Source organism: Rhizobium sullae (assembly GCF_900169785.1).
Classification (GTDB): Bacteria; Pseudomonadota; Alphaproteobacteria; order Rhizobiales; family Rhizobiaceae; genus Rhizobium; species Rhizobium sullae.
On sequence record NZ_FWER01000022.1, the window covers coordinates 36,010 to 62,294 of the forward strand.

A 26,285-nucleotide genomic window follows, 5' to 3' on the forward strand; every position below is an offset into this window, starting at 1 on the left:
TTGAAAGAAATGGTTGTCGATATAGTCGCCGGGGTCCCACACAGTTTGCGCGTGAGGCTTTCGTTCTCGGGTTCGATACGATCAATCACCTTTTCGAACACGCGGTTGGCTATCTCTATGAGCGTCGGCGCGCTTGCGGTGCTCTTAGGCTGAAGTTTGGACCGCCAGTATTTTGGCTGGAATTAACGCCCGCCGAAGCCGGAGCCGATGGTGACGCCCCGGTAGATTACCCTCTGCAGCACGACGGCCAGGACGATGCCCGGCAGCATGGAGATCGCCGCGCCTGCCATAATGTAATTCCACGAGGTGCCCTGTTGTGTCTGGAACAAGGTGAGCCCGAGAGGCAGCGTGGCTTTCTCCATGCCGTTGGTGACGATCAGCGGCCACAGGAAGCTGTTCCACTGCCCCATGAAGGTGAAAAGCGCCAGCAGGCCGATGGCCGGCATGGCGAGCGGAACGATGATCGTAACCAGGATACGCAGGCGCGAAGCCCCATCGATCATCGCCGCCTCATCGAGATCCTTGGGAATGCCGAGAAAGAACTGCCGCAACAGAAACGTGCCGAAGGAGCCGAACGCGACAGGCAGGATCATGCCGTGATAGGTGTTGACCCAGCCGAGCTTGCTGACCACCAGAAAGAGCGGGATGACCAGCATCACCTGCGGGATCATCAGCGTGCCGAGATAAGCCAGCAGCAGCCCCTCCCGGCCGGGAAATTTCAACCGCGCGAATGAGTAGGCGGAAAGGCAGGACACCGCAATCACGATCGCCGTGACGCCGCTGGCGACTACGAAGGAATTGAACAGGAAGGTTCCAAACGGCAGTGAGACCAATGCTTCGACAAAGGTTCCCCATTGATATTCCTGCGGCAGAATGCGAACCGGCACGGCCAGCACTTCCGTGTTGGAGCGAACCGCGTTCGACACCATCCAGAAAAACGGGAAGAGGAAAAGCATGGCGATCAGCGAAAGCGCGGCATAACTGACGAAGGTGCCAATGCGCCGCAGGGCTCTGTTCCGCGATACGGAATTCGGGTGTAACAGGTCCGGCCTAGTCGCCATAGTGCACCCATTTGCGCTGCATATGAAACTGCAAGATGGTCAACGCCATGATCATGATGAACATCACCCAGGCCAGCGCCGAAGCGTAGCCCATCTGGAAGTTGGCGAATCCCTTCTGGTAGATTGCGAAGCCGAGCGTGGCCGTCGCCGAGCCCGGACCGCCGCGAGTCATCGCGTAGATTTCATCAAACACCTGCAGCGAGGTGATCGCCGTCATCACGGTGGCGAAGAAGATCGTCGGCGAGATCAGTGGCAGGCGGATGCGCCAGAAACGCTGCCATGCGTTGGCGCCGTCGATTGTCGCAGCCTCGATGTAGTGCCTCGGCACAAGGTCGAGCGCGGCGTTGAACATCACGACATTGTAGCCGACATTCGCCCACAGAGTGACGAGTACGATGGCCTGCATTGCCCAGGTCGTGCTGAGTAGGAAATTGGGCAGGCCGAGGCCAAGCGAACGGATGAGGCTGTCTGCCAGTCCATCCGGCGTAAAGATGAGCAGCCACACCACCGACGCTGCGATCGTCGGAGTGAACGTCGGCAGGAAAAAGATCACCCGGAAGATCGCTTTGCCATGCCTCAGGCTCGATATCCATACAGCGAGCGTCAGCGAGACGATGATGTTCAGCGTGAGATACTCGACGGCGAAGAATAGTGTGTTGCGCAATACGGTATAAAAAGCCGGATCAACGGTGAAGAGGCGGACATAATTCTGAAAGCCGGCGAAGGACGGCGTCGAGATCAACTGCCAATTGGTGAAACTGAGCGCCAACGACGCTGCGATCGGCAAGGCCATGAAGGCCATGAATCCGAGGAAACTTGGCAGCAGGAACAGCATGGCCGTCTGCGTGTCTGGCTTCAAAATGCGCCGCCGCTGAACGGGCTGCACGGGAACTTCGGCGACGGCGCTTTGCGACATGTTTTCCTCCATGCGCGGCAATTCCTGCCGGGGCGAGAGCTATTGTTGCGCGAGGCTCTGGATGGTCTCCATCGTCTGCTTGGCGTCGACACTGCCGGCGAAGGCGGGAGGAAAATACTGGTTGAAGAGGTTTTCTACCGCCGCCCAATTGTCGGTGATCGCGTAGGGTATGGAGTGCGCCAAGGAGTAGTCGAGGGCCTCGCCGCCATTGGTGATGTCTTTGGCCGCCACTTGGTACCAGGACGATTGCGCGGCAGTGCGCGCCGGCAACGCACGCCCCTTCTCGGCAAGGTACGACAGCGCTTCAGGGCTCGTAAGCACCTGAATCGCCTTCCAGGCCGCATCCTTGTTCTGGCTGGTGGTGGAAATGCCGAAACCAGAGCCCGCCGTAACGGCCGCCAGCTCGCCCTCGTCGCGCGGCAGGGTGGTGAGACCGACCTTGAACTTGACCTGGTCTTTCATGCCAATGATGGACCAGGGACCGTCGACATACATGGCGATATTGCCTGAATTGAACCGGCCCTGGATGACCGTGCCGGCATCGTTGCCTGACGGGACAAGCGGCGCAATCTTATCCTTGGCGGCAAAGCCGATCAGCCTGTCGGCTGCGGCAATCGCGCGCGGATTGACGAGGTCGAGCTGTCCGGCGTCGTTGACGTATTTGTCGCCCCAAGCGGACGCCATGACCGAATAGTTGACCGGGGCGACACCGAAGCCGTAATTGCCGTCCTTGGTGAGCTTCTTTGCGGCATCGGTAAACTCGGCAAGCGTCCAGCCCGGTTTCGGCAAAGGAATGCCGGCGGCCTCGAAAGCCTCCTGGTTGTAATAGATGACCCATGGACCGACATCGTAAGGGAGGCCGTAAAGCTCCTTGTCAACCGACATGCCGCCGATGATCGAGGGGGTGAAGGCGCCAAGGTCGAATTTGTCCGCCTCTATCCTCGCATTGAGCGGTTCGAGCAGCGAATAGAAGTTCGACATGCGCAATGATTGCATGGAGACAATGTCGGCCAGCTGGCCCGACGCTGCCAACACCGGCAGCCTGGTCCAATAGTCGACCCAGCCGGCGGTCTGCAGCGTCACTTTGATGTCTGGGTGCTTGGCACTTACCATGTCGGCCAAGTGCTGCCAGGTCTTGGTGTCGGTTTCGGAGGCGGTCCACATCTGCCAGGTCAGATTGACCTGATCGGCGGTTGCAGCCGTAGCAAAGAGGCTGCCGCCGATTGCGGCAAGCAATAGCGCTTTCTTCAGAACCTTCATGGGTTTTCTCCTCCCTCCATGAATGCAATGGACAAGCAATGGTCGAACGCTACGGCTTCAGGACGATCTCGATCACCGGAACAGTAACGTCCGGCCGCCGTACCGGCAGTTCGAGCGTGATCACGCCTTCCGGCACGGTCACGCCGATATTGGAATCCACCTCCTTGATGTGGCTGAGCCAGCGCACCTCACTGGCGTCGTGCAGGAACTGCGCATAGGCGATCCTGTCCGCGATACCCTCGATGTGGATGTGGCGGAAAGGCCAGTTGCAGATGTGCAGGTAGAGGCGGTTGCCGCGCTGGGTATAGCGGCAGCCCGACGGCACGGGATAGTCGGACGGCCCTGCCCCGTAGATGGAGCGCCCGTTCACTGAAATCCAATTCTGGTAGACCTCAAGCCCAGCGATCGCGCGTGCATCAAGCGTACCGCGGCCGGTCGGGCCGACATTCATCAGCAGGTTGCCTCCCATGGCGACGGAATCGATGAGCAGCTTGATGATTTGTTCTGGGCTCTTCCAGCTGTCCTCGTCACGATGATAGCCCCAGGAACCGCTGAAGGTATGGCAAGCCTCCCAGCGCACGGGCCGGCCAGCGATGGCGGGCGCGACGCGCGGCGTGTACTGCTCCGGCGTCACAATGTCGGGCAGGTTGTCGCCGTCGAGCGGCAAATCGAGGCGGTTATTGACGATGATGCCTGGCTGCAACTCGCGCACCAGCCCAACCAGCCGCTCGCTCTCCCAGTCGACGCGTCCCTTGCCGGGCAGGCCGCGATATTCCCGTCGCGGATAGCTGAAATCGAACCACATGATGTCGATGCGGCCGAAGCCGGTCAGAAGCTCACGTACCTGTTCGTGCATGTAGGCGGTGTAGTTGGCCATGTTGCGGCCGGCATTCAGCGCTTTCGCGTCGGGGTGGTTGCGCAGCGGATGATGGACGTCGATCGGGAAGTCGGGGTGGTGCCAGTCGATCAGCGAATAGTAGAAGCCGATCTTCAGTCCCTCGGCGCGGAACGCCTCGACCAGCGGGGTCAGCAGGTCCTTGCCGCAAGGCGTGTTCGTCGCCTTGTAGTCCGTCACCTTGCTGTCCCACAGGCAGAAGCCCTCGTGATGCTTGGTCGTCACCACGACATATTTCATGCCGGCGAGACGGGCTCGCCGAGCCCATTCCTTGGGCTCATAAAGATCGGGATCGAAATTGTCGAAGTAGCGCTGGTACTGCTCGTCGGTCAGTTCCTCGCGGTTTTTCAACCACTCGTGCCGGGCGCCTAGAGCGTAGAGACCCCAATGGATGAACAGGCCCAGACGGTCGTGGCTGAACCACGCATGCTTGTCCAACTCCCCAGATGCCGGGCTCCCCGACTGACGCACCGCAATCGCCACAGGCCTCTCCTCCCTTGTTTCCAGTTCAGCATCCTCATCGAACCGGTTCGGCATTTTGATAATCTTCCTTGATCTCGTAGCTGTCAAGCAGGAATCAAGGATTGCGAATTCTGAAAAATTTCCTTGCAGATTCGGGATAACCAAGATCCATGTCTTGCATAGGCGAAAAGAATCTGACACAAGAGCGTCATAGAACCGGTTCGATCATAATGGCAACCATCCGAGATGTCGCGCGCCTTGCGGGAGTTTCGATCTCGACCGTCTCGCTCGCGCTCAACAGCCCGAAGCGGGTCGGGATCGAGACGCTCGACCGCATCCAGCAGGCCGTAAAAGCGACCGGTTATCGTATCGACCCGGTGGCCCAGACCCTGGCACGGGGACGCAGCTCGCTGATCGGCTTTGTCTCGGCCAATCTGGGCAACATGTTCTTTGGCGACATCCGCCGCGAGATAGAACACCAGGCGCTGGACAACGGTTATTTCGTCCTGATCGCCGACTCATCCGGTAAGGCGGACCTCGAGCGGGCGTTGCTGGAGCGGCTGGAAGCGCAGAGGATGGCCGGCATCGTGCTGGCTGCGAACGGGCGCGGGAACGACTACGCCGCATTCCTGCGCGACTTCAAGATCCCCATCGTCATGTTCGACCAGAAGGTGGAAGGCGCCGAGCGCGATTTCGTCGGCTCCGACAACCCGCTCACCACCGCCATCCTGACGGAACACCTGCTGCAGCTCGGCCACAGACGCGTCGCCTTCATCTCCGGCCCGGCCGGTCTGCACACCGCCGACGAGCGCCTGAAAGGCTACATGGACACGATGGCCGGTGCCGGCGTGGACATCGACCCTTCGCTGGTGGTCGAAGGGGGCTACACGCGGACGGGCGGCTACAGGCAAGCGATGCGCCTGCTCGCCCGCCGCGATCGGCCGACCGCCATCATCGGCGCCAACAACATGATGGGCCTTGCAGCGCTTCAGGTGATGCAGGAGATGGGCTTCCGCTGCCCGGACGACGTGTCGCTGGCGATGGTCGACGACGTGCCCTGGAGCAGCGTGATCACGCCCCGCATCACGATGGTGGTGCAGGACGCCCAAAAGCTCGGCGAACTGGCGGCACAGCGCCTGCTGGCAAGAATCCAGAGCTCCGAGGGAGCCGCCGCGCCGCCGCAGGACCTCATCCTGACGCCGAGATTTGTGCGCGGTGACTCAACCAGACGTCTCTGACGTGTTTCCAGAAAAACTGAGATGCTGCGTGGTGCTCGTATCAGGCGGATCGGCGGCTGTCGATTGATCCGTGGGATGGACAATGCGCATGCCGCGCACGGGCCGGCAGGCGCTCGGCATCAACGGGACTTTTCTGTGTCATGGGCATTCCAACTCAAAGTAAGCCGCGTTGTGAAAGTCGATCTCCAGCTGCTGGACCCGGCCGAAGATGGCGCTGAGCCGCGTGCGTTCGGCAGGATCGAGGGTGTCGCCCGCGAGATCCAGTTCGGTCTTCAACCAGCGCGCCTGTGCAGCGAAATCCTCGTGTGCGTGGAGGTCCACCCATTCCTTGAGCAACGGATCGCTGATCCGGCACTCGGCGGCCTGCCTGGACCAGGTCCAGTACATCCATTCGGCTGCGAACATGGCGGTGATCGTATCGAGGAATTTTCCGGATCTTGCAGTTTCCAGCATGCCGTCGCGGAAGGCTGCCACCTCCGGACAATTGGTGTCGAAGGCGGAGGGATCGATCCCGCGCAAATTGAACGTCTTCTCGAAATAGGCGATCTGCTGATTGGCGAGCGCATCCAGCACACCGATCAGCCACCGTTTCTGCGCGATGGTCGCGGCCTCGGCCGTCGCGTGGGCGAAGATCGAAATGGCCGTGTCGACGAAGTCGCCTTCGTAAACAAGGTACCGGTCGAAGGCTTCCTTCGACAGCCGGTCCGCCTTGATGTCCTCGACAAAGCGGTGACTGACCATCGCCTCGAAGACGGCGCGGTTTTCCCGGATGATCTGGTCCGAAAGGCTCTCCAACGTGCGGCTCATCACTTCAATGCCGGTGCGGCCGCGGCGACGAAAGCCTTGACCCGTTCGATGTCCACCGGGCTCCACCACACGCCGCCATGCTTCAGCGACGACGCGACGATGACGCCGTTGGTACGCTTTAGGATCTCGACGATATTCTCCTTGCTGACACCCGACCCGACCAGCAACGGCAACTGGGTGGCGGCGCCGATCTCCTCAATCTCCTCGATGCTCGCCGTGCTGCCGGTGCGCTGGCCGGTGGCGATGACGGCATCGGCATCGAAAAAAGCGAGGTCGCGGGTCAACTCCTGGATCGTGCGGTCGGCCGTTATGGCATGGGCGCCGTGCTTGACGTGGCTGTCGGCGAAAACGCGGATATGTTCGGCTCGCAGCATGGAGCGGTAACGCATCGCTTCAGCCGCGCGTCCTTCCATGAAACCCTCATTGGCCACATAGGCATTGGCCCACTGGTTGACACGGATGAACTTCGCGCCGCCGGCCATGGCTATTGCGAACGATGGGATCGGCGCATTCGCGAGGACGTTGATCCCGAGGGGAACACCGACGGCGCGGGCGATGCGATCGGTGATGACCGACATGAAGGCCGCGGTCTCGGGGCCGATATCCTCCGGCTTCGAGAAAGGGATGTCGCCATGGTTTTCGATGATCAGGCCATGCATGCCGCCTTCAATCAGGGCCTCCGCATCACGCATGCAGGCGTCGTAGATGGCGTTCATCTCCTCACCACGATAGCGCGGCGCTCCGGGGAAGGCGGGGCAATGGATCATGCCGATCAGCGCCTTGTCAGTCCCGAATATTTCCCGTATGGCGCTTGAGGTCTTGTCGGATATTTCCTGCATCTGTTTCCCTTTTCGAAAGCCAGTTATGCGTGCTTATGTCATCGGCAACGTCACAGTGGACGAAACTATTTCCGTATCGGCCATGCCAGAGGCAGGCGCCTCGATCCTTGGCCGCGAGGAGACCCGCGATCTGGGCGGCAAGGGTGCAAACCAGGCCGTGGTGATGGGCCGCGCAGGCCTTGCCGTTACGCTGGTTGCGGCCGTCGGCGAAGATTTTCGCGCCGAGACCATCCGCAGCCAGTTGGCCGAAGAGCCGGTCGAGGCCAGACTGATCCAGCTAGCCGGCAAGGCAAGCGATTTCTCCATCATCTTCACGACCCCCGACGGTGAGAACGCCATTGTCACGACCACGGATTCGGCCGGTTCGCTGACGCTTGCGGAGGCGGTCGCTCCGCTTGCCGAAAGCATCCCCGGCGATCTCCTCGTCCTGCAAGGCAATCTCACTGACGAGGTTACCCGCGGCATCCTTGAAGAAGCCAGGCATCGCCAGCTGCTCACAGCCTTCAATCCGTCCCCCCTTCGCCCCTTCTTCACCGGCCTCTGGCCGCTCGTCGATATTGCCTTTCTGAATAAAGGCGAGGCCGAGAGCCTGACCGGAACCGCAGGCCAAGGTGCCGCCTCGGTCCTGATCTCCGCGGGGGTCAAACACGTGGTCCTGACCCTCGGCGGCGAAGGCGCGATGCTGGCAAGCGAAAGCGGCGCGCTGACGATCCCGGCGACACCCGCTAGCGTCATCGATACGACAGGTGCTGGCGACACGTTCATGGGCGTCACGCTCGCGTCTGCTGCCTTGCGGGGCGTGCCGCTCGACGCACGCGCCGTAAGGCACGCGACCGCCGCCGCTGCCCTCACCGTCAGCCGACGGGGAACCCGATCTGCGTTTCCCACCAAGGCCGAGCTTCATTCCATTCTCGCCGGCTGATCCTTCAGCGCGCCTCCGTCATCCAGGCAAGAAGATTGATCCACAAGCGTCCATAGCCCTTCCATTCGCAGAAAGCCGGCGACAGCCAGTGAGGGCCGATGTCGGAGGTCCAGGCGGCCGTGCGGCCCTTGCCGTGCGAACCGATTACCAGCAACGGATGGCTCCCTTGATCTTCTGGCAGACGGGCAAGCACCTCAACATCGGGGCGGTCGCGCAGTTCCACCTCGTTGACGCCAAGAAGCAGCGGCCATTCGCCGTCAAGGCCGGCCATGACGGGATGCTCCGGCTTCAGCACAACGGCGGTCGAGCCCTCTGGCATTTCGACGCGGTCGTCATAGGCAAGGCAGGTGACCGGCAGGACATCTTCAACCGGCGTGCGGCGCCAGCGCGCCTTGCCGTCGATGCCCTGGAACGAGAAGTAGCCGCCGACCATCAGCAGGCCGCCGCCTTTTTCGACCCAGGCCTTGATGAGCTTCAGCCGGTTCGACACCGTCTTCGAATGCAACCAGACCGCTGGCGGCAGCAGCAGCGAGTTTGCCCCGATATCGGAAAGGATGATCGCATCATAGGCGTCGAGCCCGGCCATTTCGAAGGGGAATTTTTCGACGGCCTCATGCGCCGGCATATAAGTCAGTTCGAACTCGCTGCCTTCGAGCGCCTTTACCAGCGGCTCGGCGCCCAGATGGAAGGTGACGCTGCCGAACTGGTCGAAACCCTTGTAATGGGTTGCCGAGCTGACCCAGCTTTCACCGACGAGGAGCACTTTCTTTGTCATTGTCTTACCGTATCTTACCGTTTCTTTGAGGAGTTCCGGCCGTCAGGCAGAGGCTTGGAAGACCGAACGCGGGTTGTCGCGCATCATCCGGCCGATGACCGCGTCATCGAGGCCATGCCGTTTCAGGCGCGGCAGGAAATGTTTGAGAATATAGGCATAGCCGTTGCCGCCGTATTTCGTCAGCATCATCTTCAGGAAGACGTCATGGGAGAGCAGGACGCGGTCGCCATGCCCCATCCCCACGAGCTTGACGATGGCGCGCGCGGCCTCCTCGTCGCTCGGGCACTGCACCTGCTGGTCCCCATAGAAGAAATCCATGCCGATCATGTCATACTCCAGGAATGCGCCGCGCGACGCGATCTCGCTCTGATAACCGAGATCGTCATGCGACGGGTTCATGTGGCAAAGTACGGTGTGGCGAAGATCGCCGCCCTCTTCCGCCACGATGTCGAGCACCTTGTGGCCGAGCCGGAACCAGCCGGGCAGATGCACCATCAGTGGAAGGCCTGTGCGGCGGTGAGCCTGGGCCGCACCGCGCAGCGACTTTTCTTCCTCCCCTGTGAAATCGGAAGAAACGCCAATCTCGCCAATCAGGCCGATCTTCACATCCGTGCCGTCAGCACCCTCGATCGCCTCGCGGACGATCTCGTCGGCGATTTGCGTCACACCCATGCCCCACACCTTGGCCGGATGCGACGAGGCGAGGTAATAGCCCGCACCCATCACGATATTGAGCCCGGTCGACTTGGATATGCGTCGGAGCGCCAGCGGGTCGCGGCCGATTCCCTGGCAGGTCGGCTCGACGACCGTCCTGCCGCCTTCTCTCGCGAAATCCTTGAGCTCGACGATCGCCAGCGCCTCGTCGTCCAGCGTTATATTGTGCTTGTTGACGAACGGATCCTGGCGGAGCTCACCGAGGATTTCCATGCACACGAAGCCGTCGGCGAGATATTGCCGCTCCGGCGTCTTCGGCGCATGCCACCAGCAGCGGCAGTCGTTGAGGATATGCTCGTGCATCAGCGTGACGCCGAGCTCATCGGCCGGAACCAGTCCGGCAACGGTCATCACGTTGCCGGATCGAAGATGGCCTTCAGAGAGTTCGGCCGCCATCGATCAGCCCTTTCTCTTGCCGCCGAAACGGAAACTGGTGGTGAAGATGCGGGTATTGAGCCAGATCGCCACGAGGATGATCGCGCCGGTGACGATCTGCGTGAAGAACGGTGAGACATGCATCAGGATGAGTCCATTGCCGATCACCGCGATGGTCAGCGTGCCGAGTACCGTGCCGAGGATCGTACCGCGACCGCCCATCAGCGACGTGCCACCGAGCACCACGGCCGCGACCACCTGCAATTCGAAGCCGACGGCGGCGTTCGATGATCCGGAGCCAAGACGTGCAGCGATCAATAATCCGGCCAATGCCGACGCCACGCCGGAGACGAGATAGACGGAGGCGACGATCCATTGCGCCGGCATGCCGACGCGGCGGGCCGCTTCCATGTTGGAGCCGACCGCCACGACCTGCCGTCCATATTTTGTCGAGGAAATTACGACATAACCGATGGCAGCGACGAGAATGGCGATCAACGCCGGCACCGGCAGCCCCACGAGCTGGCCGCGTCCCAGCCAGAAAAAGCCCGGGACGTCCTTGATCGGGATCGAATATCCCTGGGTCAGATAAAGCGCCAGGCCGCGCAGGATGGAGAGCCCCGCCAACGTGACGATGAAGGCCGGAATGCCCTGGTAGGCGACGAACCATCCCTGGACGAGACCCATCAGCGCACCAAAGGCCAGCATACCGAAGACGACGACAGGCCAGGGATAACCCATGGCGAGGATGATCGCCGCCACGGCATTGACGAGCGCCACCTGGGAGCCCACCGACAGATCAATTCCGCCGGTGACGATGACCAGGGTCATGGCGACTGCCACGACGAGAATCGGCGCCGCCTGGCGTATGACGTTCAGTATGTTCCCGGCCGTCATGAATGTGTCGGTGGTGATCGAGAAGAACACCATGCAGGCGAGGAAGAAAAAGGCGATCGAAAGGACCTGCGCATGTTCGCTGACGAAATCGGCAAGCGGCGAGCCCTTGGCCCGTTCAGTGTAGACCGTCACTGTCTTTCCCCTCCGACAATGAGCTTTACCAGATCCTCGAGATTGGTCTTGCCGATATCGCGCTCGGCGACCTTGGTGCCCTCATACATGACGGCGATACGGTCACAGACACGGAAGAGGTCCTGCAGACGATGGGTAATGAGCACGACCGAAACGCCCTTCGCCTTGACGCGATTGATCAGCGAAAGCACAGCTTCCACCTCCGCAACAGCAAGTGCCGAAGTCGGCTCATCCATGATCAGGACCTTGGGGTTGAAGGAAGCGGCGCGGGCAATTGCAATTGCCTGGCGCTGGCCGCCGGAGAGCTTTTCGACCTTGGCCGTCAACCTCGGGATACGGATTTCCAAGGCGTCGAGCATCTTGCGCGCTTCGGCAAGCATTGTCGCACGATCGAGGAAAGGACCCTTAGTGATTTCTCGGCCGAGAAAGAGATTACCGACCACATCGATATGATCGCAGAGGCTCAAGTCCTGGAAGACCATCTCGATATTGCGCGAGCGAGCCTCGGCGGGGCCGGAAAACCGTACCTCCTCCCCGTCGATCGAGATCGTTCCGCCGTCCGGGATATAGGTCCCGGAGACGATCTTGGTGAGTGTTGACTTACCCGCTGCATTGTCGCCGACAAGCCCGAGGCATTCGCCGGGATAGAGGTCGAGGTCGACACCGCGCAGCGCCTGGTGCGAGCCGAAGGTCTTGCGAATATCGCGAAGCGACACGCGCGGCAGTCTTCCCGCCTCCCCAGACTGCCGGGAGAGCATTGCTCCCCCGGCCCCGGAGACAGCGCTTGAGTGCTGTCCATTCGCGATCATTTAAAAACGGCCCTATAAGGTTCGACATTCTCCTTGGTGACGATGGTGACCGGAATGGCGATGTTTTTCTCGACCGAACCGCCATCCGAGATCTTCTTCAAGGCATCGACGGCAGCGGCACCCATGGCTGCCGGATCCTGCTGGATCACAGCTGCGACGTAACCTGCGTCGATGCCGGCGATCGCCTGGGCGGTTAGATCCCAGCCGAACACCTTGATGGTGTCCTGTTTGCCCTGGCTTTCAACAGCTGCGATGGCGCCCATCAGCGCCGGTTCGCCGGTCGCATAGACGGCCGTCATGTCGGGATTGCCGGTAATCAGGTTTTCAGCGGCGGCCAACGCATTGTCTTGGATGTTCTGACCGTCGACTACGCCTGCCTTTTCAATACCGGAGACACCTTCCAATGTCTTTTCGAAGCCTTCCTGGCGGACGTTCTGGATGAACGAATTCAGCGCGCCGACGACGCCGATCTTCACCTTGCCGTCCATGTTTGCCTTGACATAGTCGAGGAAGAACTTGCCCATGTCGGCGCCGGCCTTGGCATTGTCGACACCAATCTGTGCTTTTTGCGGGCCGTCGGGGAGGATGGCGTCGATCGCCACGACGGGGATGCCGGCGTCTGCCGCCTGCTTGACGGCCGGCATGATGCCGTTGACGTCGATGGCAACGACAGCAAGGCCGGCGACCTTTTGCTGGATGTAGGTTTCGATCGCGCTGTTTTGGGCAGCCGGATCGTTGTTAGCGTTGAAGATCACGAGTTTTGCGCCTGCGGCATCAGCCGCCTTCTGGGCGCCCTCGTTCATCTGGTTGAAGAACAATGCCTGCTGGTTGATCTGCACCAGCGCGAAAGTTTTTTCCTGCGCCTTTGCGCCAAGCCCTGCGAGCGAGGCGGCTGCCAGCGCCGTGAAGCCGAGTGCGACTGTAAATGTTCTGCGTTTGATCGTCCGGTTCATGTTCTCATCCTCTGGTTCTTTTTTGTCCATTGCATTTATGGCTTCGCAGGCGGCGCAACGGAATTCCGCACAACGATTTCGACCGGCAGGAGTTCCTCCTGAGAAGACGGAGTCCGCTCCTGCCAATTCGTCTCAAGAAGCAGCGAGAGTGCGCGCTGGCCGATCTTCCGAACGGGCTGGCGGATGGCCGTCAGCGGCGGCGCAAAAAGATGCAGCGGTCCGACGTCATCGAAACCGATGACCGACACGTCTTGCGGGATCGAAACGCCCTCGCCGCGCAAGACGTCGATGAGGCCGATGGCGATCTCGTCCGAACTCGCGAAGATTGCGCTGGCAGGCATTCCTTCGCCGATAAAGCGCTTGGCAGCTTCCCGCCCGAAGGCAACGGTGTATTCGCCCTTGTAATTGAGGAAGGTGGCATCAGCGCCCCACTGTTCACGCACGCCCCTTTCGAGCCCATGGAAACGGCGCTGAGCACTAATCATCCGTTCAGGCCCCCCAACGAACAGGACGCGGCGATGCCCCGTTTCGGCAAGATGCTGCCCCGCGAGATAGCCGCCCCTTTCATTGTCGCAGAAGAGCTTCGGCGCCAGTGCATCCGGCACGTCTTCGTCGACGACGACGACCTTGCCGGTGCGGTTGATGAGCGCACCAAGCTGTCCGTCATCCGGATGGTTGGTGACGAAGATCAGTCCGTCGACATGATTGCGCTCGATAAGCTGGAGATAGACGATCTCGCGGCCCGGTCGGTTCAAAGTCGCATAGAGCGAAACGGCAAGCCCGCGGCGATCCGCCTCCTCCTCAACCGCCGCCACCAGCGTTGCGAAGAACGGATTGGCGATGTCAGGCACCACGAGGCCGATCGTATCGGAGCGGCCGCGGCTCAGGCGCCGTGCATGCGGATTGGGCTGATAGTTGAGGTCGCGGATCGCATCCTCGATCCGCTTCCTCGTCTCGTGTGGAAGTGCCAGCGAGCCGTTCAGCAGCCGCGAAACCGTCGTCACGGAAACGCCAGCAGCACCCGCGACGTCCTTCAGGCTCGTAACCCGTTCATTCGCCATGACAGCCTGTAAACCGCTTTAGTAAACCGATTTACTATTAGCCCACCGATGCGTTTTTGAGTCAAGCGGACTTTGCGCGCGTTGTTGCAGGCGCCGAACCACCGGCGCCGTCGCCTCACTGTAGTTGCGGCTTTCTAAGAAAGCTGCTGCGGTCGGCCGACTTGATACGCAACCAGGCCTCGCGGCCGTCGCGCAATATTCTCATGGGGATCTCCACGCCGGCGGGACCGCTCTTCCAGAGCTTGCGGTAAAAATCGGCAAGGCCGTCAACCTCCCCATCCCGAATCTCCGAGATGATGTCGCCCTGACGCAAGCCCGCTTGGGCCGCCGGCCCTCCCTCGGCCACACTCATCACGACGACGTCGCCGTTGCTTTCGGCAGAGAAGGCCCCGAGCCAAGGGCGCGGCGGCTTGTTGACTTGGCCGCGGGTGAGGAGGTCATCAAGAATTGGCGGCAGCAGGTCGATCGGCACGATCATGTTGATGTCGGCACTCTCTCCCCTTTGGCTCATTTGCAGGCGAAGCGAGCCAACGCCCAAAAGCTTGCCGTCGGAGCCGATGAGTGCTGCACCTCCCCAGGAGGGGTGGGCCGGCGCGATGAAAATCGCCTCGTCCAGCAAGTATTCCCAGTAGCCGGCGAATTCCTGCTTCGCGACAATTTGGGCCTGCACGAACTGACCGATCCCATCAGCGAGCATGACCGGAGCACCGAGCTGCGCTTCAGCCGCATCGCCAAAATCCAATGCGGGAACGTCAAGCGACCCAAGCGCCTGTACCAGACCGAAGCCGGTTTCCTGATCGTAGGCAAGGGCATGAGCCGGAACGACATACCCGTCATTGCGTGTCAGCCAAACTTCCTCGGCCTCGGTGATCAGATAGCCGATCGTGAGCACCAACCCATTTTCCCGGATCACCACGCCACTCCCCTCCCTTTGGGTGCCCAGCGTCGTCGCCGTGAAGGCATCTTCGGGAATTGAGGCGCGAACGGCCACGACAGACCGCAAAATCCTATCGATATTCATGCTTTCGTTCCTGTTGGGGCAAGATTTACGCACAGGAGGCTTCAACCGCTGGCACGCGGGCGCCTGACTTCTTTCTAAGATACGGCGCGCCACAGAGCAGCACAAGCCTTGGGGCCAATCTGCTTTCGGCCAACTGTCCTTCAATGTGACGCATGACAGAGTGTACGTGAAGGATTGACGTTTCGTACACCACAACAAGAACTCACAGAGCTCCATCCCTTGTCAGCACAGCGGCACCGTCTCAGATGAGAAGGGAATGTGCTGCGTCCGAGTCTGCCAATGAAAATCATCGAGTTAGCCAGTTCTGCGTCCCGCCCTGTTTATGCCGTTGGCGATGTTCATGGAATGGCCGGCTTGCTCGAAGTTCTGTTAGCGACAATTGACGAAGACGCGGACAAAAGCGGCGCGAAGCCGCGGATCGTTTTCCTTGGCGATATCGTCGACAGAGGACCGGAAAGCCGCCGGGCAATGGAACTCGTGCACGGGACCCTTCAGCAGCGTGAGGGATCGCAACTCATTCTCGGAAATCACGACTACCTGTTCCGCGAGGCGTTGAATAATCATCTCGGCGATCTCGCTCTTGATCATTGGGTGTCAGGCCTCGGCGGAAAGGCCACTCTTCGGTCGTATACCCACCGCATGCCGGGCTGGGCAGGAGAGCTGCCAGATATGCTGCTTCCTCGATACGCGCATCATCTGGCATTGCTAAATCAGGCCGCGGACATGGTCATCGTGAACGGCTATTGCCTCGTCCATGCCGGGATCGATCCGAAGAGACCGCTTACCGAACAGAACGAGGACGATCTTCGCGAAATACGCGAAGACTTCCTCGATGCCTCCGAGCCGCTCGAAAAAGTCGTGGTGCATGGGCACACGATCACCGCCTCGGAGCTTCCGGAGATCCATTCGAACCGGATAGCAATCGACACGGGCGCCTACCGCACCGGACGCCTGTCAGCCGTCGTGATTGCCGGCAACAGCGAGCCGCGCTTTCTGTATGTCTCCCACTCCGACTAGGATCAATCCACATCCAGGATTCCAGTTAGTGATGAGTTCTGGCCCACTGAGTTCCGGATTTATGGTTCGAAGCGATCGGATGGGTGTAAAGCGGTATGCAAGCCGCAGACGCACGGTCGAACCGGGCGATACGCCTTGGTCGGTGCTGATCGCCGCGAGAATTGTCCGATCGCTGATGGAATTGAGCTTCCTCCAGGAGCGGCGATATTGGCCGGATGGCGAATGGTTCGGAACGGCCCTTGGACTGTCGGTCCCACCCTAGGTCCGCGACTAGACGCAATCTTAGCAGCTCAGGACGAAGCAACGCGCGTCGAGGCGCTTTACGATGCCCTTGTCGATACCGGATCAATATTCCCCCAGATGTGCCGTTTGGATCTTCCCCATATTGCACCGACAAAATCAGCTGCCCTAGTTTCTTAAGGGCAAATTCTGCCGCGAAAGTCAGGTGTAAAAAAGAAACCTTTCGCGGCCGACTTTTGCGACACTCAGCTTGACGGCCCGCCGTTCTGCCTTTTTGTTACATGTAACAGATTGAGCGGAGATTCCACAGTGCCAACGCCTGTCACCCAAAGAGTCCAGAAGCGCCGGGACGCTGCGGGCTGCTGGATTGCGCCCGGTGCGGATATGGGTTCAGGATACGCGTCGCCGCTCTTCGACGACGAGTGCCGCCGACCGCGATCTGGACGCCTTCATGGATGCCGCCCTTGCTGATCTGGATGACGAGGCCGACACGTGAGGCGTGGCGATTTCGTTGCCGTCGCCATGCCGGGGCCCTCGGAAAGCCGCACTCGCCCTCATCATCCAAGCCGATCAGTTCGAGGACACCGGCACGGCGACGGTGCTGCTGGTGTCGGGGACTTTAGTGGACGCCCTTTTGATCCGGCCTACAGTGCGCCCCACGTCCGAGAACGGACTACGCAAGCCGTCGCAAGTGATGATCGACAAGGCCATGTCGGTGAAACGCGACAAGGTCGGCCGGCCCTTCGGGCGGCTCGATGACGAAACCATGCTTTGCGTCATCCGTTCGCTGGCCCGTTTTCCTCGGCCTGGCCTGAGATCGTCTTTCACAATGTGTGAAATCCAGAAATTACGCGACAAAAGGCCTGTTCTGTCCTTCAGGCAGGAACGGACTGCGTGCGGCCCTGTTGCCGCTGCGCCGGCTCGGTCTGCTGAATTGACGCTATAGGCGAAAGCCCATTCTCAACTGCCTTGCAGCTTGTCAGTTTTCGCCTTCGCCGCCGCGAAAAGCTCGTCTTTGGACCTATTGCCTACGCCGCTTTTCAGGCCTTCATCGACAAAACGCTGCATCGCGTCAATCTTGCCGTTCCGTTCCTGATCTTTGCGAATGAGGTCGCGCACGTAATCGCTCGCATTGGCGTAGCGGCCCGTCGTGGTTTGTGCCTCGACCCAGTCTTTCATCGGATCGGGTAAGGATACATTCATTGTCGCGATTACCGACCTCCATGTAATTATGATGACATGGATTGGCAAAGTTTAGCAAAAAAGCAGATCGTTCAGACGCTAGGCCCGCCGAACCAGAGCGTGTCGCTGCACCTCAGTCAGATTCAGTAGAGCCGGGCATAAAGCGGCAGCGTTGGCGTTTTCGAAAGACGACGGTGTTGCTTGACGCACTAGCCGTGTCTGCGGCTCATTTTCCATGGGCTGACTGAGCGCTTGCTGCTCAAATCACCTCTGCGCGCGCCTGCTTCCAGGCCCTATAGCGCTCCAGTGTCTCGGCGTTGGGCGGGTAGACACCGAGCGTCGATTTGCCGGATTCAATCTCCGACTTCAGGAACTCTTCCTGTTCTTCCATCGCGACGGCTTCATCAGCGATTTCTTCCACATATTTTCTCGGAATGACGATGACAGCCTCACCGTCCCCGAAGATAATATCGTCCGGATAGACGGCGACACCACCGCAGGCGATCGGCTGGTTCATATCTGAAGCATGATGTGCCACTAGATTGGCCGGTGCCGCGGGCCCCATACAATAGGTCGGAAGACCAAGCTTGGCGATATCCGCCGTATCGCGAACGCCGCCGTCGAGAACTACGCCTGCAGCGTTCCGGTAGATAAGGCGCCGAGCCAGCATTGCACCGATACCAGCGACTTCGGCCATCGAGCGGCAGTCGAACACCAGAATGTGGCCGTCCGCAATCGTATCGATTGCCTTGCGCTGGTAATTCGACGGGTCTGAGCTATAGGTCGATCCATCAATATCTTCTCGGGCAGGAATGTAGCGCACCGTGACAGCCGGGCCGATCATTGGTTTGTTGACATTGGAAAGTGGCCGGACGCCGCGAACAGCCGTATTCCTCAGACCCCGCTTCAAAAGCAGCGTGCTGAGACTCGCTGAATTCGTCCGCAACAACTTTGCATAAACCAATGGTTCCAGCGCTGTCATCAATTCCTCCATTGTCTAGTGATCCAGAACTACCATACGGGATAAAAAGTTCAATAGGGACATCTCTTCTTCTTATTTGGAAATAGGATGAACGCCGTTAATCGCCCTTGTCAGCATCGAAGCGCTGTCCAGGACCTCTCGCTTGATTGCCCGAGCGCGGTCTGGGGTCGCCTCCCCGATGAACGGCACGCTGATCGAAGCGACGAGGCGGCTTTCTGAATCGAATACCGGGGCTGAGAAAGCGCGCAGCCCCAGATTGGATTCCTGATTATCCTCCGCATATCCGTTGCGGCGAATCTCGACGAGCGCTTCCTTTAGCGCATCGGGATTCGTGATTGTATAGGGCGTCTTAGCTTCTAGCCCGGCTGCGCAATATGCCTCGATTTCACTATAATCTGAGTAGGCGAGCGCGAGCTTGCCGGCAGCGCCAACATGCTTGCGCGAGCGGCCACCGACTTTGATGAAAATCGAGTAGTCGCCGGGGCTTGGAGCGGCAAAAATCGTCATCATTTCACCCCCCTCCGGCGTGGCCAGCTTAAAGGATTCAAGGATCCGGTCTGCTGCCGCGGTCAGGATCGGCTTGGCCGCTTCGACAAGCATTGCTTTGTCGGCGCCGGGTGAAATACGCCGTGCGAGTTCGATGAACTTGGGGCCAAGCTCGTACGATGCCCCGCCGTTGACGCGGGCGACAAGACCGTGGGCCGCCAGTGAATTCAGGATGCGATAAACGGTCGAGCGCGGCACGCCTAGCCGGTCGACTAGATCTGCAAGAGAAATTCCCGTCTTGGCATCGGCGACGGCCTCGAGAAGATGCGCCGTCTTTTCCACGACTGGAGAGCCATGTTTAAGTTCATTCATGAACTATGCATTCCTTATATGAATTATTCTCTGTTGACATCGTGACCGCACCTAAGCATCCTCATGGAACAGGTGTCACATTTGACACTACGCAGTTGTTGGAGGAAGTAAAGCCACTTGCATGATGCTGCGACGGCAGCCTTGAAACGGGGGCATTTACGAAGCGGCATTGCTCCGGATGCGATGTCAATGGCTGGAACGAGGAGGCACCCATGAACATGATATCCATCACCAAGGCCGCAAAGGTCGGTCTGGCGGCATTTTCACTCGCAGCGAACGTTTCAATCCCGGCGCACGCCACGTCGGACACGTTGACTGTCGTGGTAACCGATGAGCCAAAATCACTTGATCCCTGCGATACGGATCTCTCAGGCAATTCGCGCATCCTGCGCAACAATATCACGGAGACGCTCGTCAACCTGAGCCCGATTGACGGGACCGTGACGCCAAGTCTCGCCACCGACTGGCGGCAGGTCGATGATCTGACTTGGGAATTCAAGCTCCGTGAGAAAGTGACTTTCCATGACGGCAAGCCTTTTGACGCCAATGCTGTTGCAGCGGCGCTAAAGCGTGCGCAGGACCCTGCACTCGCCTGCGAAGTCGGACTCGCAACGCTCAAGGGCGTCAAATTGTCACCCGAAGTGGTCAATCCAACAACGATCATCATCCGGACCGATGTCATAGAACCGATCCTTCCGAACAAGATGGCCGCGCTGGATATCGGTTCACCGGATATGCCGAACGATGCCAAAACGCGGGCGCCGATCGGGACCGGGCCCTTCAAGCTTCTCAAATGGCTGCCAGGCCAATCAGTCGCTCTGCAGGCTTATGACGGATACTGGTCCGACAAGCCGTCGATCAAAAACGCAACCGTCATCTGGCGCGCCGAGTCAGCCGTCCGAGCCGCGATGGTCGAGACGGGAGAAGCCCAAATAGCCTATGAGATTGCTCCGCAGGACGGCACCAGCGATCACGATCATGCTTTCCCGAATGCGGAAACATCATTGCTGAGGATCGATCAGGACGTGGCGCCGCTGAATGACAGGCGCGTACGCGAGGCGCTCAACCTTGCAATAGACCGCGACGGCCTCATCGGCACGATCTTCCATGAGAATGCTGAAAAAGCGATGCAGGTCGTGACGCCGTCGGTGTTCGGATACAATCCCGACATTCCTGCCTGGACCTACGATCCGGAAAAGGCCAAGTCTCTCCTTGAGGCCGCGCGGGCGGATGGCGTCCCGGTCGACAAGGAAATCGTCATCTACGGGCGTATCGGCATCTATCCGAACTCATCCGAAAGTCTTGAAGCCATTCAAGCCATGCTGGCGGATGCAGGCTTCAACGCCCGCCTCGAGATGCTCGAAACAAGCCCCTGGCTGAAGAAGCTGCTCAAGCCTTGGGCCAAGGACCGTCAGCCTTCGATCCTGCAGACGCAGATCGACAATACCGAGGGCGATGCGGTGTTCACGCTGCCGAACCGTTTCACGAGCGATGGCAACACGTCGTCGATCGTCGATCCGAAGCTCGACACAATCATCTCAGACGCTTCCAAGGCCACAGGTGACGAACGCAAGCGCCTGTTCCAGGAGGCGTTCAAGTACATCGCTGTCGATGCGGTCAACATCGTACCTCTCTTTCATATGGTTACGATCGCCCGTGTCGCATCGGACGTGAATTACACGCCTGATGTCCAGGCCGGCAATGAGATCAAGCTGAAGTCGGTCAGCTATCGCTGAACGACATTGACAGGTCCCCGGTTGAACCATCGCTTGAGGAGAGCCGATGTCCTTCACCTATCTCCTTCGACGCACTTTCTCCGCCGCGTTCGCACTTGCAGCGTTGATGATATCCGCGTTCTTCCTCGTCAGATTGACCGGCGATCCGGTCAATCTTTACCTGCCGTTCGATGCCTCGGACGCCACGCGCGAGGCGATGCGCGTCCGGCTTGGCCTCGACCGTTCCCTTGCAGCCCAGTTTATCGACTGGGCTGCAGACATCCTTCGTCTCGATTTCGGCGTGTCCCTCTGGCATAACCGTCCGGCGATGGAGGTAGTGCTGGAGGCCTTGCCGAACACGCTTGCGCTTGGCGCGATTGCCCTGACATTGGCCTTCCTGGCAGCGGTCATCATCGGATCGATCGCCGCCGTGAACCCCGGTGGCTGGATCGATCGCGGCTTCAATTTGCTTTCTCAGGCGGCGGCGAGCGTTCCCGACTTTTGGCTGGGTCTCATGGGTGTGCTGCTGTTTGCGGTGACATTCAAAATTCTGCCGACCTCCGGTTTCGGCGGACCGATTTATTGGATTTTGCCCGTTGCGTGTCTGTTTGCCAGACCGTTCGGAACGCTGGTACAGATTATCCGCGGGTCGATGATCGAGGCGCTCAATGCGACCTTCGTCCGCACCGCCCGGGCCAAGGGCGCTCATGCCGGCCGCGTCACCTTTGTCCATGCACTGCGTAACGCTCTGCTTCCGGCCATTACGGTCACCGGCGATCTCGCCGCCCAGTTTGCGGGTGGTGGTGGCGTCGTTGAAGTGGTCTTCGGCTTCCCCGGAATTGGCAAACTGTTGATCGACGGCATTTTGAAGCGGGATTTCGCCATCGTGCAGGCCTCCATCTTTGCCGTCGCCGTCGTGATCTTCATCATCAACATCTTGGTCGACATGCTTTACGCCTCTATCGATCCCCGAGTGAGGGTCGAATGACCGGCATGACGACGGAATTCACCCCCGCTCCCGAGCGCCGCCGGCGCATCCTATGGCTGTCGCGTGCGCTTGCGGGTGATCCGATGGCGGTTGCGGCGGCAATTTGGTTGTTGATCGTGATCCTGGCAATCGTAGCCGACGCGAGCTCCCTTCTCGGGAACAGCCGGATTTCGTTGAAAGCGCGCAATCTTCCGCCTTTCGATTTCAACCAGTCGTGGACGTTGTGGCTGGGGGCCGATGCGCTCGGCCGACCCCTCATGATGCGGCTTATCCAGGCGGCATCGACAACGGTCGGAATCGCGCTCGTAACGGTCGTGACAAGTCTCGTTGGGGGAACCCTGCTCGGCGTGATCGCCGGCTACTTCGGCGGTCTCGTTGGTAACATTATCATGCGGATCTCCGATATCATTTTAGGCTTTCCGACCCTGCTTGTTGCCCTGTTTGGTCTTTATCTGTTCGGCCCGAGCGTCACCAATCTCGTTCTTGTCCTCGCGATCACCCGGATGCCGGCCTATATCCGCGTCGCCAGAGCCGAAACGCTGGAGGTTCGCGAGCGCCTGTTCGTCGACGCTGCCCGCGTGTTCGGAGGCAGCTCGATATGGATCCTGCGCACTCATATCCTGCCGAGCGTTGCGCCAACCATGCTGACGCTGGCGTCCGTCAATCTCGCCATGGTCATGCTGTTTGAATCCGGACTGAGCTATCTCGGTCTCGGCATCCAGCCGCCGGCGGTCAGCTGGGGACTTATGGTCGCCCAAGGGCAGGGATATCTTTCCTCCGCCTGGTGGCTCGGCTTCTTTCCCGGGTTGGCGGTGATGCTGACCACCATGTCTTTCAACCTGCTCGCCAACTGGTTCCGGATTGTCAACGACCCGTCGCAGCATTGGCGTCTCATCAGGCGGAGGCGATGATGGCTCTTCTGGAAGTCAAAGACCTGCAGGTTAGTTTCGATACCGCAGCCGGAAATATCTTGGCGCTTAACGGCGTGTCCTTTTCGCTGGAACGCGGCGAGGTTTTAGCGCTTCTCGGCGAAAGCGGATCCGGCAAGTCGGTGACGGCATCGGCGATCATGGATCTGGTTCCAGATCCGCCTGGCGCCATCAACGAAGGATCGATCTGCTTTGACGGCTTGGACCTGCTTCAGCTTTCCCGGACTGCCCGGCGCGATCTTTGCGGCGATCGAATTGCGCTCATTTTCCAAGACGCTCTTGCCGCACTCAATCCCGTTTATCCGGTCGGATGGCAGATCGCCGAGATGTTCCGAATTCACGGCCGCATGCCTGAGGGAGGCATTGAGCAAGCCGTCCTCGATCTTCTAACTGCTGTCGGCATTCCAGACCCTGCCGGCCGCAAAAAGCAGTATCCGCACGAATTCTCCGGCGGCATGCGCCAGCGGATCATGATCGCCATGGCGGTGGCTCTCGAACCCGACATCATCATCGCCGACGAGCCGACGACGGCACTCGACGTCACCATTCAGGCTCAGATTGTCGATCTCCTCGAAAGAGTGCGCAAGCGAAGCGATGCTGCGATGATCTTTATTACGCATGATCTCGGCGTCGTTGCCGAAATCGCCGACCGGGTCGCTGTCATGTATGCCGGCAGGATCGTCGAGACTGCGAGCGTCTTCGAGTTATTCGAGGACGCTAGACATCCTTATAGCGTTGGACTTTTGGCCTCGCAGCCACGCATGAATAGCGACGAGAGCGAACTCGTCCCTATCCCCGGCTCTGGGCCGAACCCGGTCGCACTGCCCTCCGGCTGTACTTTCCGCACACGCTGTTCGCGCGCCCAGGATCTTTGCGCGAGAGTTGTCCCTGCCCTTCAACCCGTAGGGCCTGGCCGTCAGGTCGCCTGCCATTTCCCGGCAACGCCATGAACGAGCCTCTTCTTAAGGTCGAGAATCTCTCCCTGCATTTCGGCAATGCGACAGCCCCTGTACGCGCGGTCGAGGACGTCAGTTTCGAAATCGCCCGAGGCGAAACGCTCGGCCTGGTCGGGGAAAGCGGCTGTGGAAAGACGTCCCTCGTGCGAACATTGCTCAAGCTTGCGCCGGCGACCAGCGGCAGAGCGCTGCTGGACGGTGTGGATATTGCAAAAGCAAGCGGAAGGCAGTTGCACGAACTACGCCGGAAGATGCAGGTCGTCTTCCAGGACCCCTATCAATCGCTCAATCCGCGCATGCGGGTGGATCGCCTGATCTCGGAACCCTGGGCACTTCATCCCGGCGCCTTGCCCCGTCATCAATGGGCAGAGGAGACGGCAAACCTCCTCGAGGCGGTGGGCCTGAGGCGTGAGCACGCGATGCGTTATCCCTCCGAATTTTCAGGAGGGCAGCGGCAGCGACTCGGCATTGCGCGGGCGCTCGCGCTCAATCCCGCGCTCCTCATCTGCGATGAACCGGTCTCTGCACTCGACGTGTCAATCCAGGCACAGGTCATCAATCTGCTTGCCAAACTGCGGCGCGAAAGGAACCTCGCCATGCTCTTCGTGGCACATGATCTTGCGGTCGTACGGCATGTGTCGGATCGCATCATGGTTATGTATCTCGGAAAGATCATCGAGACCGGCCCGAAAGCGTCGATCTTTACGGCACCAGCCCACCCTTATACGCAGGCCTTACTCTCTGCGGTCCCCACACCAGATCCGAGACTTCGTGGCGGGCGCAAGCGCATAGTCCTGCAGGGAGATCTGCCGAGCCCAGCAAATCCTCCAAGTGGGTGTCGCTTCCGAACCCGCTGCTGGAAGGCAACCTCCATATGCGCGGAACAGGAGCCGGCGCTTCTGGCAAGAACCACGTCGCCCGGCCTTCTGACAGCATGCCATCATGCGAAGGCCGACTAAACACCGGCGACCCCTAACTTCCGTGCTGCCAGCCTATTCCTCAAGGGCCCTCCTGACCTAGATATGATATTTTTTCTCGCCGAAGCAGCGGACGGGGAAGGCGACTGCCGCGAGAGGAATAGTCTTGGTAGCCCGTCTCGAGCCGAGATAAAATCAGACAAGGAACGCCGCCATGGATTCCATGACCGCCAATCTTTTGAGCCTTTTCGCCATCGGCCTCGTCCAGTTGCTGGCGGTGATATCGCCCGGTCCAAGCTTCCTGATCACAGCCCAAACCGCCGCAGCGCGGTCGCGTTCCGATGGCCTCAAGGTCGCGATCGGTCTCGGCTCCGGTTCCGTCCTCTGGGCCGTGGCAGCGCTTCTTGGGTTGAACATGCTGTTCCAAGCCCTTCCGACACTCTTCTTCGTCATGAGGGTGCTCGGTGCACTCTTCATCCTCTGGGTCGCCTTCCAGGTATTCCGCCATGCCAAAGATCCTCTCGTCCTTGAGGGGCATGACGGCGCTGCCGGGCCATTCCTCAAGGGCTTGCTGACCCAGATATCAAACCCGAAGGTCGCCGTATTCTTCGGTTCGATCTTCGTCTCGATGCTCCCGGTGCAGGCACCGCTCTGGATGACGATCACACTGCTCGTCATCGTCTTCCTCAACGAGTTCTCCTGGTATTCGATCGTCGCCATGCTTTTCGGGTCGGGCCGGGTCCGGGAATTCTACATCGGTATGAAGGCCTGGATCGACCGCATCACCGGCCTCTTCCTCGGAGCGCTCGGCATCAGACTGTTGTGGAGCGCGAGAGAAACCGCATAGAACTCCATCGGTGCGGGCGTTCGGATGTGGCGCTGAGCGGACGGTGCGTCCAGCTCGATCTCAGAGTTTGAGTTTGCATGCACGCGACTTCATCGCCATTGTCCCCGTGCCAAAGCTAAGAAGAATCCCATGCCGAAGGTCGTTGGAATTGGTGGTGTGTTTTTCAGGGCGGCGGACCCGGCCGGGCTCGCCGAATGGTACGAGACGCACCTTGGAATTGACGACCTGCACAAGTCCATATGGCGGCAAGAGGCAGGAACAACAATTTTTGGGCCGTTCCCTGAGAGTACCGACTATTTTGGACGTGCCGAACAGCAGTGGATGATCAACTTCCGGGTCGATGATCTCGATGGGCTCATGGCGAAACTAAGGGCAAGCGGGATCGCGGTGGAAACTAGAGCCGAGTGGAACTCGGAAGTGGGCCGTTTTGCCCGCATTCACGATCCCGAAGGCAACCCGGTCGAGCTCTGGGAACCTACGAAGGAGTGATGGCGAAGGGCTCTCCATTAGTGCCCGG

General features: G+C 59.8%; 29 protein-coding genes. 13 read left to right on the plus strand and 16 right to left on the minus strand.

All coding sequences use genetic code 11. The annotated features are described in order from the left end of the window. Positions 1–182: 182 nt before the first annotated feature. From BN1800_RS20155 to BN1800_RS20170, 4 genes are read right to left on the minus strand one after another with little or no spacing between them, the layout of a single operon-like run. Positions 183–1,061, minus strand: coding sequence for a carbohydrate ABC transporter permease (locus BN1800_RS20155; RefSeq protein ID WP_087000468.1), 879 nt, complete (start codon positions 1,059–1,061; stop codon positions 183–185). Then, on the minus strand, positions 1,051–1,977 hold the full coding sequence (locus tag BN1800_RS20160) for a carbohydrate ABC transporter permease (RefSeq protein WP_087000470.1): 927 nt from the start codon (positions 1,975–1,977) through the stop codon (positions 1,051–1,053). The genes BN1800_RS20155 and BN1800_RS20160 overlap by 11 nt, the downstream gene beginning before the upstream one ends. A gap of 39 nt (positions 1,978–2,016) precedes the next feature. Then, entirely contained in the window at positions 2,017–3,237 is a 1,221-nt protein-coding gene (locus tag BN1800_RS20165) for an ABC transporter substrate-binding protein (RefSeq protein ID WP_087000472.1), read from the minus strand. Positions 3,238–3,286: 49 nt separating this feature from the next. Continuing rightward, the gene (locus tag BN1800_RS20170) at positions 3,287–4,615 is read right to left on the minus strand and encodes an alpha-L-fucosidase (protein WP_244564566.1); all 1,329 of its coding nucleotides are present in this window, start codon (positions 4,613–4,615) and stop codon (positions 3,287–3,289) included. 209 nt (positions 4,616–4,824) lie between these two features. Between BN1800_RS20170 and BN1800_RS20175 the strand changes: the two genes are divergently transcribed. Next, a complete protein-coding gene (locus BN1800_RS20175) occupies positions 4,825–5,832 on the plus strand; it encodes a LacI family DNA-binding transcriptional regulator (protein ID WP_087000559.1) in 1,008 nt (335 codons plus the stop codon). A gap of 138 nt (positions 5,833–5,970) precedes the next feature. Here the strand turns inward: BN1800_RS20175 and BN1800_RS20180 are convergent, their stop codons facing one another. Continuing rightward, positions 5,971–6,639 (minus strand): TenA family protein, encoded by a 669-nt coding sequence (locus BN1800_RS20180; protein WP_087000476.1) that lies wholly within the window; start codon positions 6,637–6,639, stop codon positions 5,971–5,973. Then, positions 6,639–7,478, minus strand: coding sequence for a BtpA/SgcQ family protein (locus tag BN1800_RS20185; protein ID WP_027510413.1), 840 nt, complete (start codon positions 7,476–7,478; stop codon positions 6,639–6,641). Before BN1800_RS20185 ends, BN1800_RS20180 begins: the two co-directional genes overlap by 1 nt. 25 nt (positions 7,479–7,503) lie before the next feature. Here BN1800_RS20185 and BN1800_RS20190 point away from each other — a divergent pair, with 25 nt between their 5' ends. Next, complete coding sequence (locus BN1800_RS20190; protein ID WP_087000478.1) at positions 7,504–8,400, plus strand: PfkB family carbohydrate kinase; 897 nt, start codon at positions 7,504–7,506, stop codon at positions 8,398–8,400. A gap of 4 nt (positions 8,401–8,404) precedes the next feature. Here BN1800_RS20190 and BN1800_RS20195 read toward each other — a convergent pair whose 3' ends face one another. The 7 genes from BN1800_RS20195 to BN1800_RS20225 all read right to left on the minus strand — a co-directional run bounded on the left by BN1800_RS20195 (position 8,405) and on the right by BN1800_RS20225 (position 15,137). After that, entirely contained in the window at positions 8,405–9,175 is a 771-nt protein-coding gene (locus BN1800_RS20195; protein WP_087000480.1) for a glutamine amidotransferase, read from the minus strand. A gap of 42 nt (positions 9,176–9,217) precedes the next feature. Next, positions 9,218–10,285, minus strand: coding sequence for a phosphotriesterase family protein (locus BN1800_RS20200; RefSeq protein ID WP_087000482.1), 1,068 nt, complete (start codon positions 10,283–10,285; stop codon positions 9,218–9,220). A 3-nt stretch (positions 10,286–10,288) separates the two neighbouring features. Beyond that, positions 10,289–11,293 (minus strand): ABC transporter permease, encoded by a 1,005-nt coding sequence (locus tag BN1800_RS20205; protein WP_087000484.1) that lies wholly within the window; start codon positions 11,291–11,293, stop codon positions 10,289–10,291. Continuing rightward, a complete protein-coding gene (locus BN1800_RS20210) occupies positions 11,290–12,102 on the minus strand; it encodes an ATP-binding cassette domain-containing protein (RefSeq protein WP_087000486.1) in 813 nt (270 codons plus the stop codon). Before BN1800_RS20210 ends, BN1800_RS20205 begins: the two co-directional genes overlap by 4 nt. Further along, the gene (locus BN1800_RS20215; RefSeq protein WP_027510419.1) at positions 12,099–13,055 is read right to left on the minus strand and encodes a substrate-binding domain-containing protein; all 957 of its coding nucleotides are present in this window, start codon (positions 13,053–13,055) and stop codon (positions 12,099–12,101) included. Before BN1800_RS20215 ends, BN1800_RS20210 begins: the two co-directional genes overlap by 4 nt. Positions 13,056–13,090: 35 nt before the next feature. After that, the gene (locus BN1800_RS20220; protein ID WP_087000488.1) at positions 13,091–14,116 is read right to left on the minus strand and encodes a LacI family DNA-binding transcriptional regulator; all 1,026 of its coding nucleotides are present in this window, start codon (positions 14,114–14,116) and stop codon (positions 13,091–13,093) included. A 115-nt stretch (positions 14,117–14,231) separates the two neighbouring features. Then, a complete protein-coding gene (locus BN1800_RS20225) occupies positions 14,232–15,137 on the minus strand; it encodes a S1C family serine protease (protein ID WP_087000490.1) in 906 nt (301 codons plus the stop codon). Positions 15,138–15,416: 279 nt separating this feature from the next. Here BN1800_RS20225 and BN1800_RS20230 point away from each other — a divergent pair, with 279 nt between their 5' ends. The 4 genes from BN1800_RS20230 (at position 15,417) to BN1800_RS20245 (ending at position 17,340) form a co-directional block, all read left to right on the plus strand. After that, positions 15,417–16,154, plus strand: coding sequence for a metallophosphoesterase (locus BN1800_RS20230; RefSeq protein ID WP_087000492.1), 738 nt, complete (start codon positions 15,417–15,419; stop codon positions 16,152–16,154). Positions 16,155–16,233: 79 nt separating this feature from the next. Beyond that, positions 16,234–16,416: a DUF4037 domain-containing protein gene (locus BN1800_RS41990; protein WP_087000494.1), complete on the plus strand. Its 183-nt coding sequence runs from the start codon at positions 16,234–16,236 to the stop codon at positions 16,414–16,416. A 354-nt stretch (positions 16,417–16,770) separates the two neighbouring features. Beyond that, positions 16,771–16,890: a DUF3018 domain-containing protein gene (locus BN1800_RS43955; protein ID WP_425299049.1), complete on the plus strand. Its 120-nt coding sequence runs from the start codon at positions 16,771–16,773 to the stop codon at positions 16,888–16,890. A 3-nt stretch (positions 16,891–16,893) separates the two neighbouring features. Further along, positions 16,894–17,340, plus strand: coding sequence for a type II toxin-antitoxin system PemK/MazF family toxin (locus tag BN1800_RS20245; RefSeq protein ID WP_244564567.1), 447 nt, complete (start codon positions 16,894–16,896; stop codon positions 17,338–17,340). 14 nt (positions 17,341–17,354) lie between these two features. Here BN1800_RS20245 and BN1800_RS20250 read toward each other — a convergent pair whose 3' ends face one another. From BN1800_RS20250 to BN1800_RS20260, 3 genes are all read right to left on the minus strand, one after another. Further along, the gene (locus BN1800_RS20250; protein ID WP_087000561.1) at positions 17,355–17,606 is read right to left on the minus strand and encodes a type II toxin-antitoxin system ParD family antitoxin; all 252 of its coding nucleotides are present in this window, start codon (positions 17,604–17,606) and stop codon (positions 17,355–17,357) included. Positions 17,607–17,835: 229 nt separating this feature from the next. After that, positions 17,836–18,558, minus strand: coding sequence for a ribonuclease activity regulator RraA (locus BN1800_RS20255; RefSeq protein ID WP_027510424.1), 723 nt, complete (start codon positions 18,556–18,558; stop codon positions 17,836–17,838). A 72-nt stretch (positions 18,559–18,630) separates the two neighbouring features. Next, positions 18,631–19,416: an IclR family transcriptional regulator gene (locus tag BN1800_RS20260; RefSeq protein WP_087000496.1), complete on the minus strand. Its 786-nt coding sequence runs from the start codon at positions 19,414–19,416 to the stop codon at positions 18,631–18,633. 212 nt (positions 19,417–19,628) lie between these two features. Between BN1800_RS20260 and BN1800_RS20265 the strand changes: the two genes are divergently transcribed. The 7 genes from BN1800_RS20265 to BN1800_RS20295 all read left to right on the plus strand — a co-directional run bounded on the left by BN1800_RS20265 (position 19,629) and on the right by BN1800_RS20295 (position 26,257). Next, positions 19,629–21,152, plus strand: coding sequence for an ABC transporter substrate-binding protein (locus tag BN1800_RS20265; protein WP_087000498.1), 1,524 nt, complete (start codon positions 19,629–19,631; stop codon positions 21,150–21,152). A gap of 46 nt (positions 21,153–21,198) precedes the next feature. Beyond that, on the plus strand, positions 21,199–22,119 hold the full coding sequence (locus BN1800_RS20270) for an ABC transporter permease (RefSeq protein WP_087000500.1): 921 nt from the start codon (positions 21,199–21,201) through the stop codon (positions 22,117–22,119). Continuing rightward, positions 22,116–23,030 carry an ABC transporter permease gene (locus BN1800_RS20275; protein WP_027510428.1) on the plus strand — a complete coding sequence of 305 codons (915 nt, stop codon included), beginning with the start codon at positions 22,116–22,118 and terminating at the stop codon, positions 23,028–23,030. The genes BN1800_RS20270 and BN1800_RS20275 overlap by 4 nt, the downstream gene beginning before the upstream one ends. Continuing rightward, on the plus strand, positions 23,030–23,998 hold the full coding sequence (locus tag BN1800_RS20280) for an ABC transporter ATP-binding protein (protein WP_087000502.1): 969 nt from the start codon (positions 23,030–23,032) through the stop codon (positions 23,996–23,998). Before BN1800_RS20275 ends, BN1800_RS20280 begins: the two co-directional genes overlap by 1 nt. Continuing rightward, a complete protein-coding gene (locus BN1800_RS20285; RefSeq protein WP_087000504.1) occupies positions 23,995–24,963 on the plus strand; it encodes an ABC transporter ATP-binding protein in 969 nt (322 codons plus the stop codon). Before BN1800_RS20280 ends, BN1800_RS20285 begins: the two co-directional genes overlap by 4 nt. 172 nt (positions 24,964–25,135) lie before the next feature. Further along, positions 25,136–25,768, plus strand: coding sequence for a LysE family translocator (locus tag BN1800_RS20290; RefSeq protein WP_087000506.1), 633 nt, complete (start codon positions 25,136–25,138; stop codon positions 25,766–25,768). A 129-nt stretch (positions 25,769–25,897) separates the two neighbouring features. Further along, complete coding sequence (locus BN1800_RS20295; RefSeq protein WP_087000508.1) at positions 25,898–26,257, plus strand: VOC family protein; 360 nt, start codon at positions 25,898–25,900, stop codon at positions 26,255–26,257. Positions 26,258–26,285: the final 28 nt, after the last annotated feature.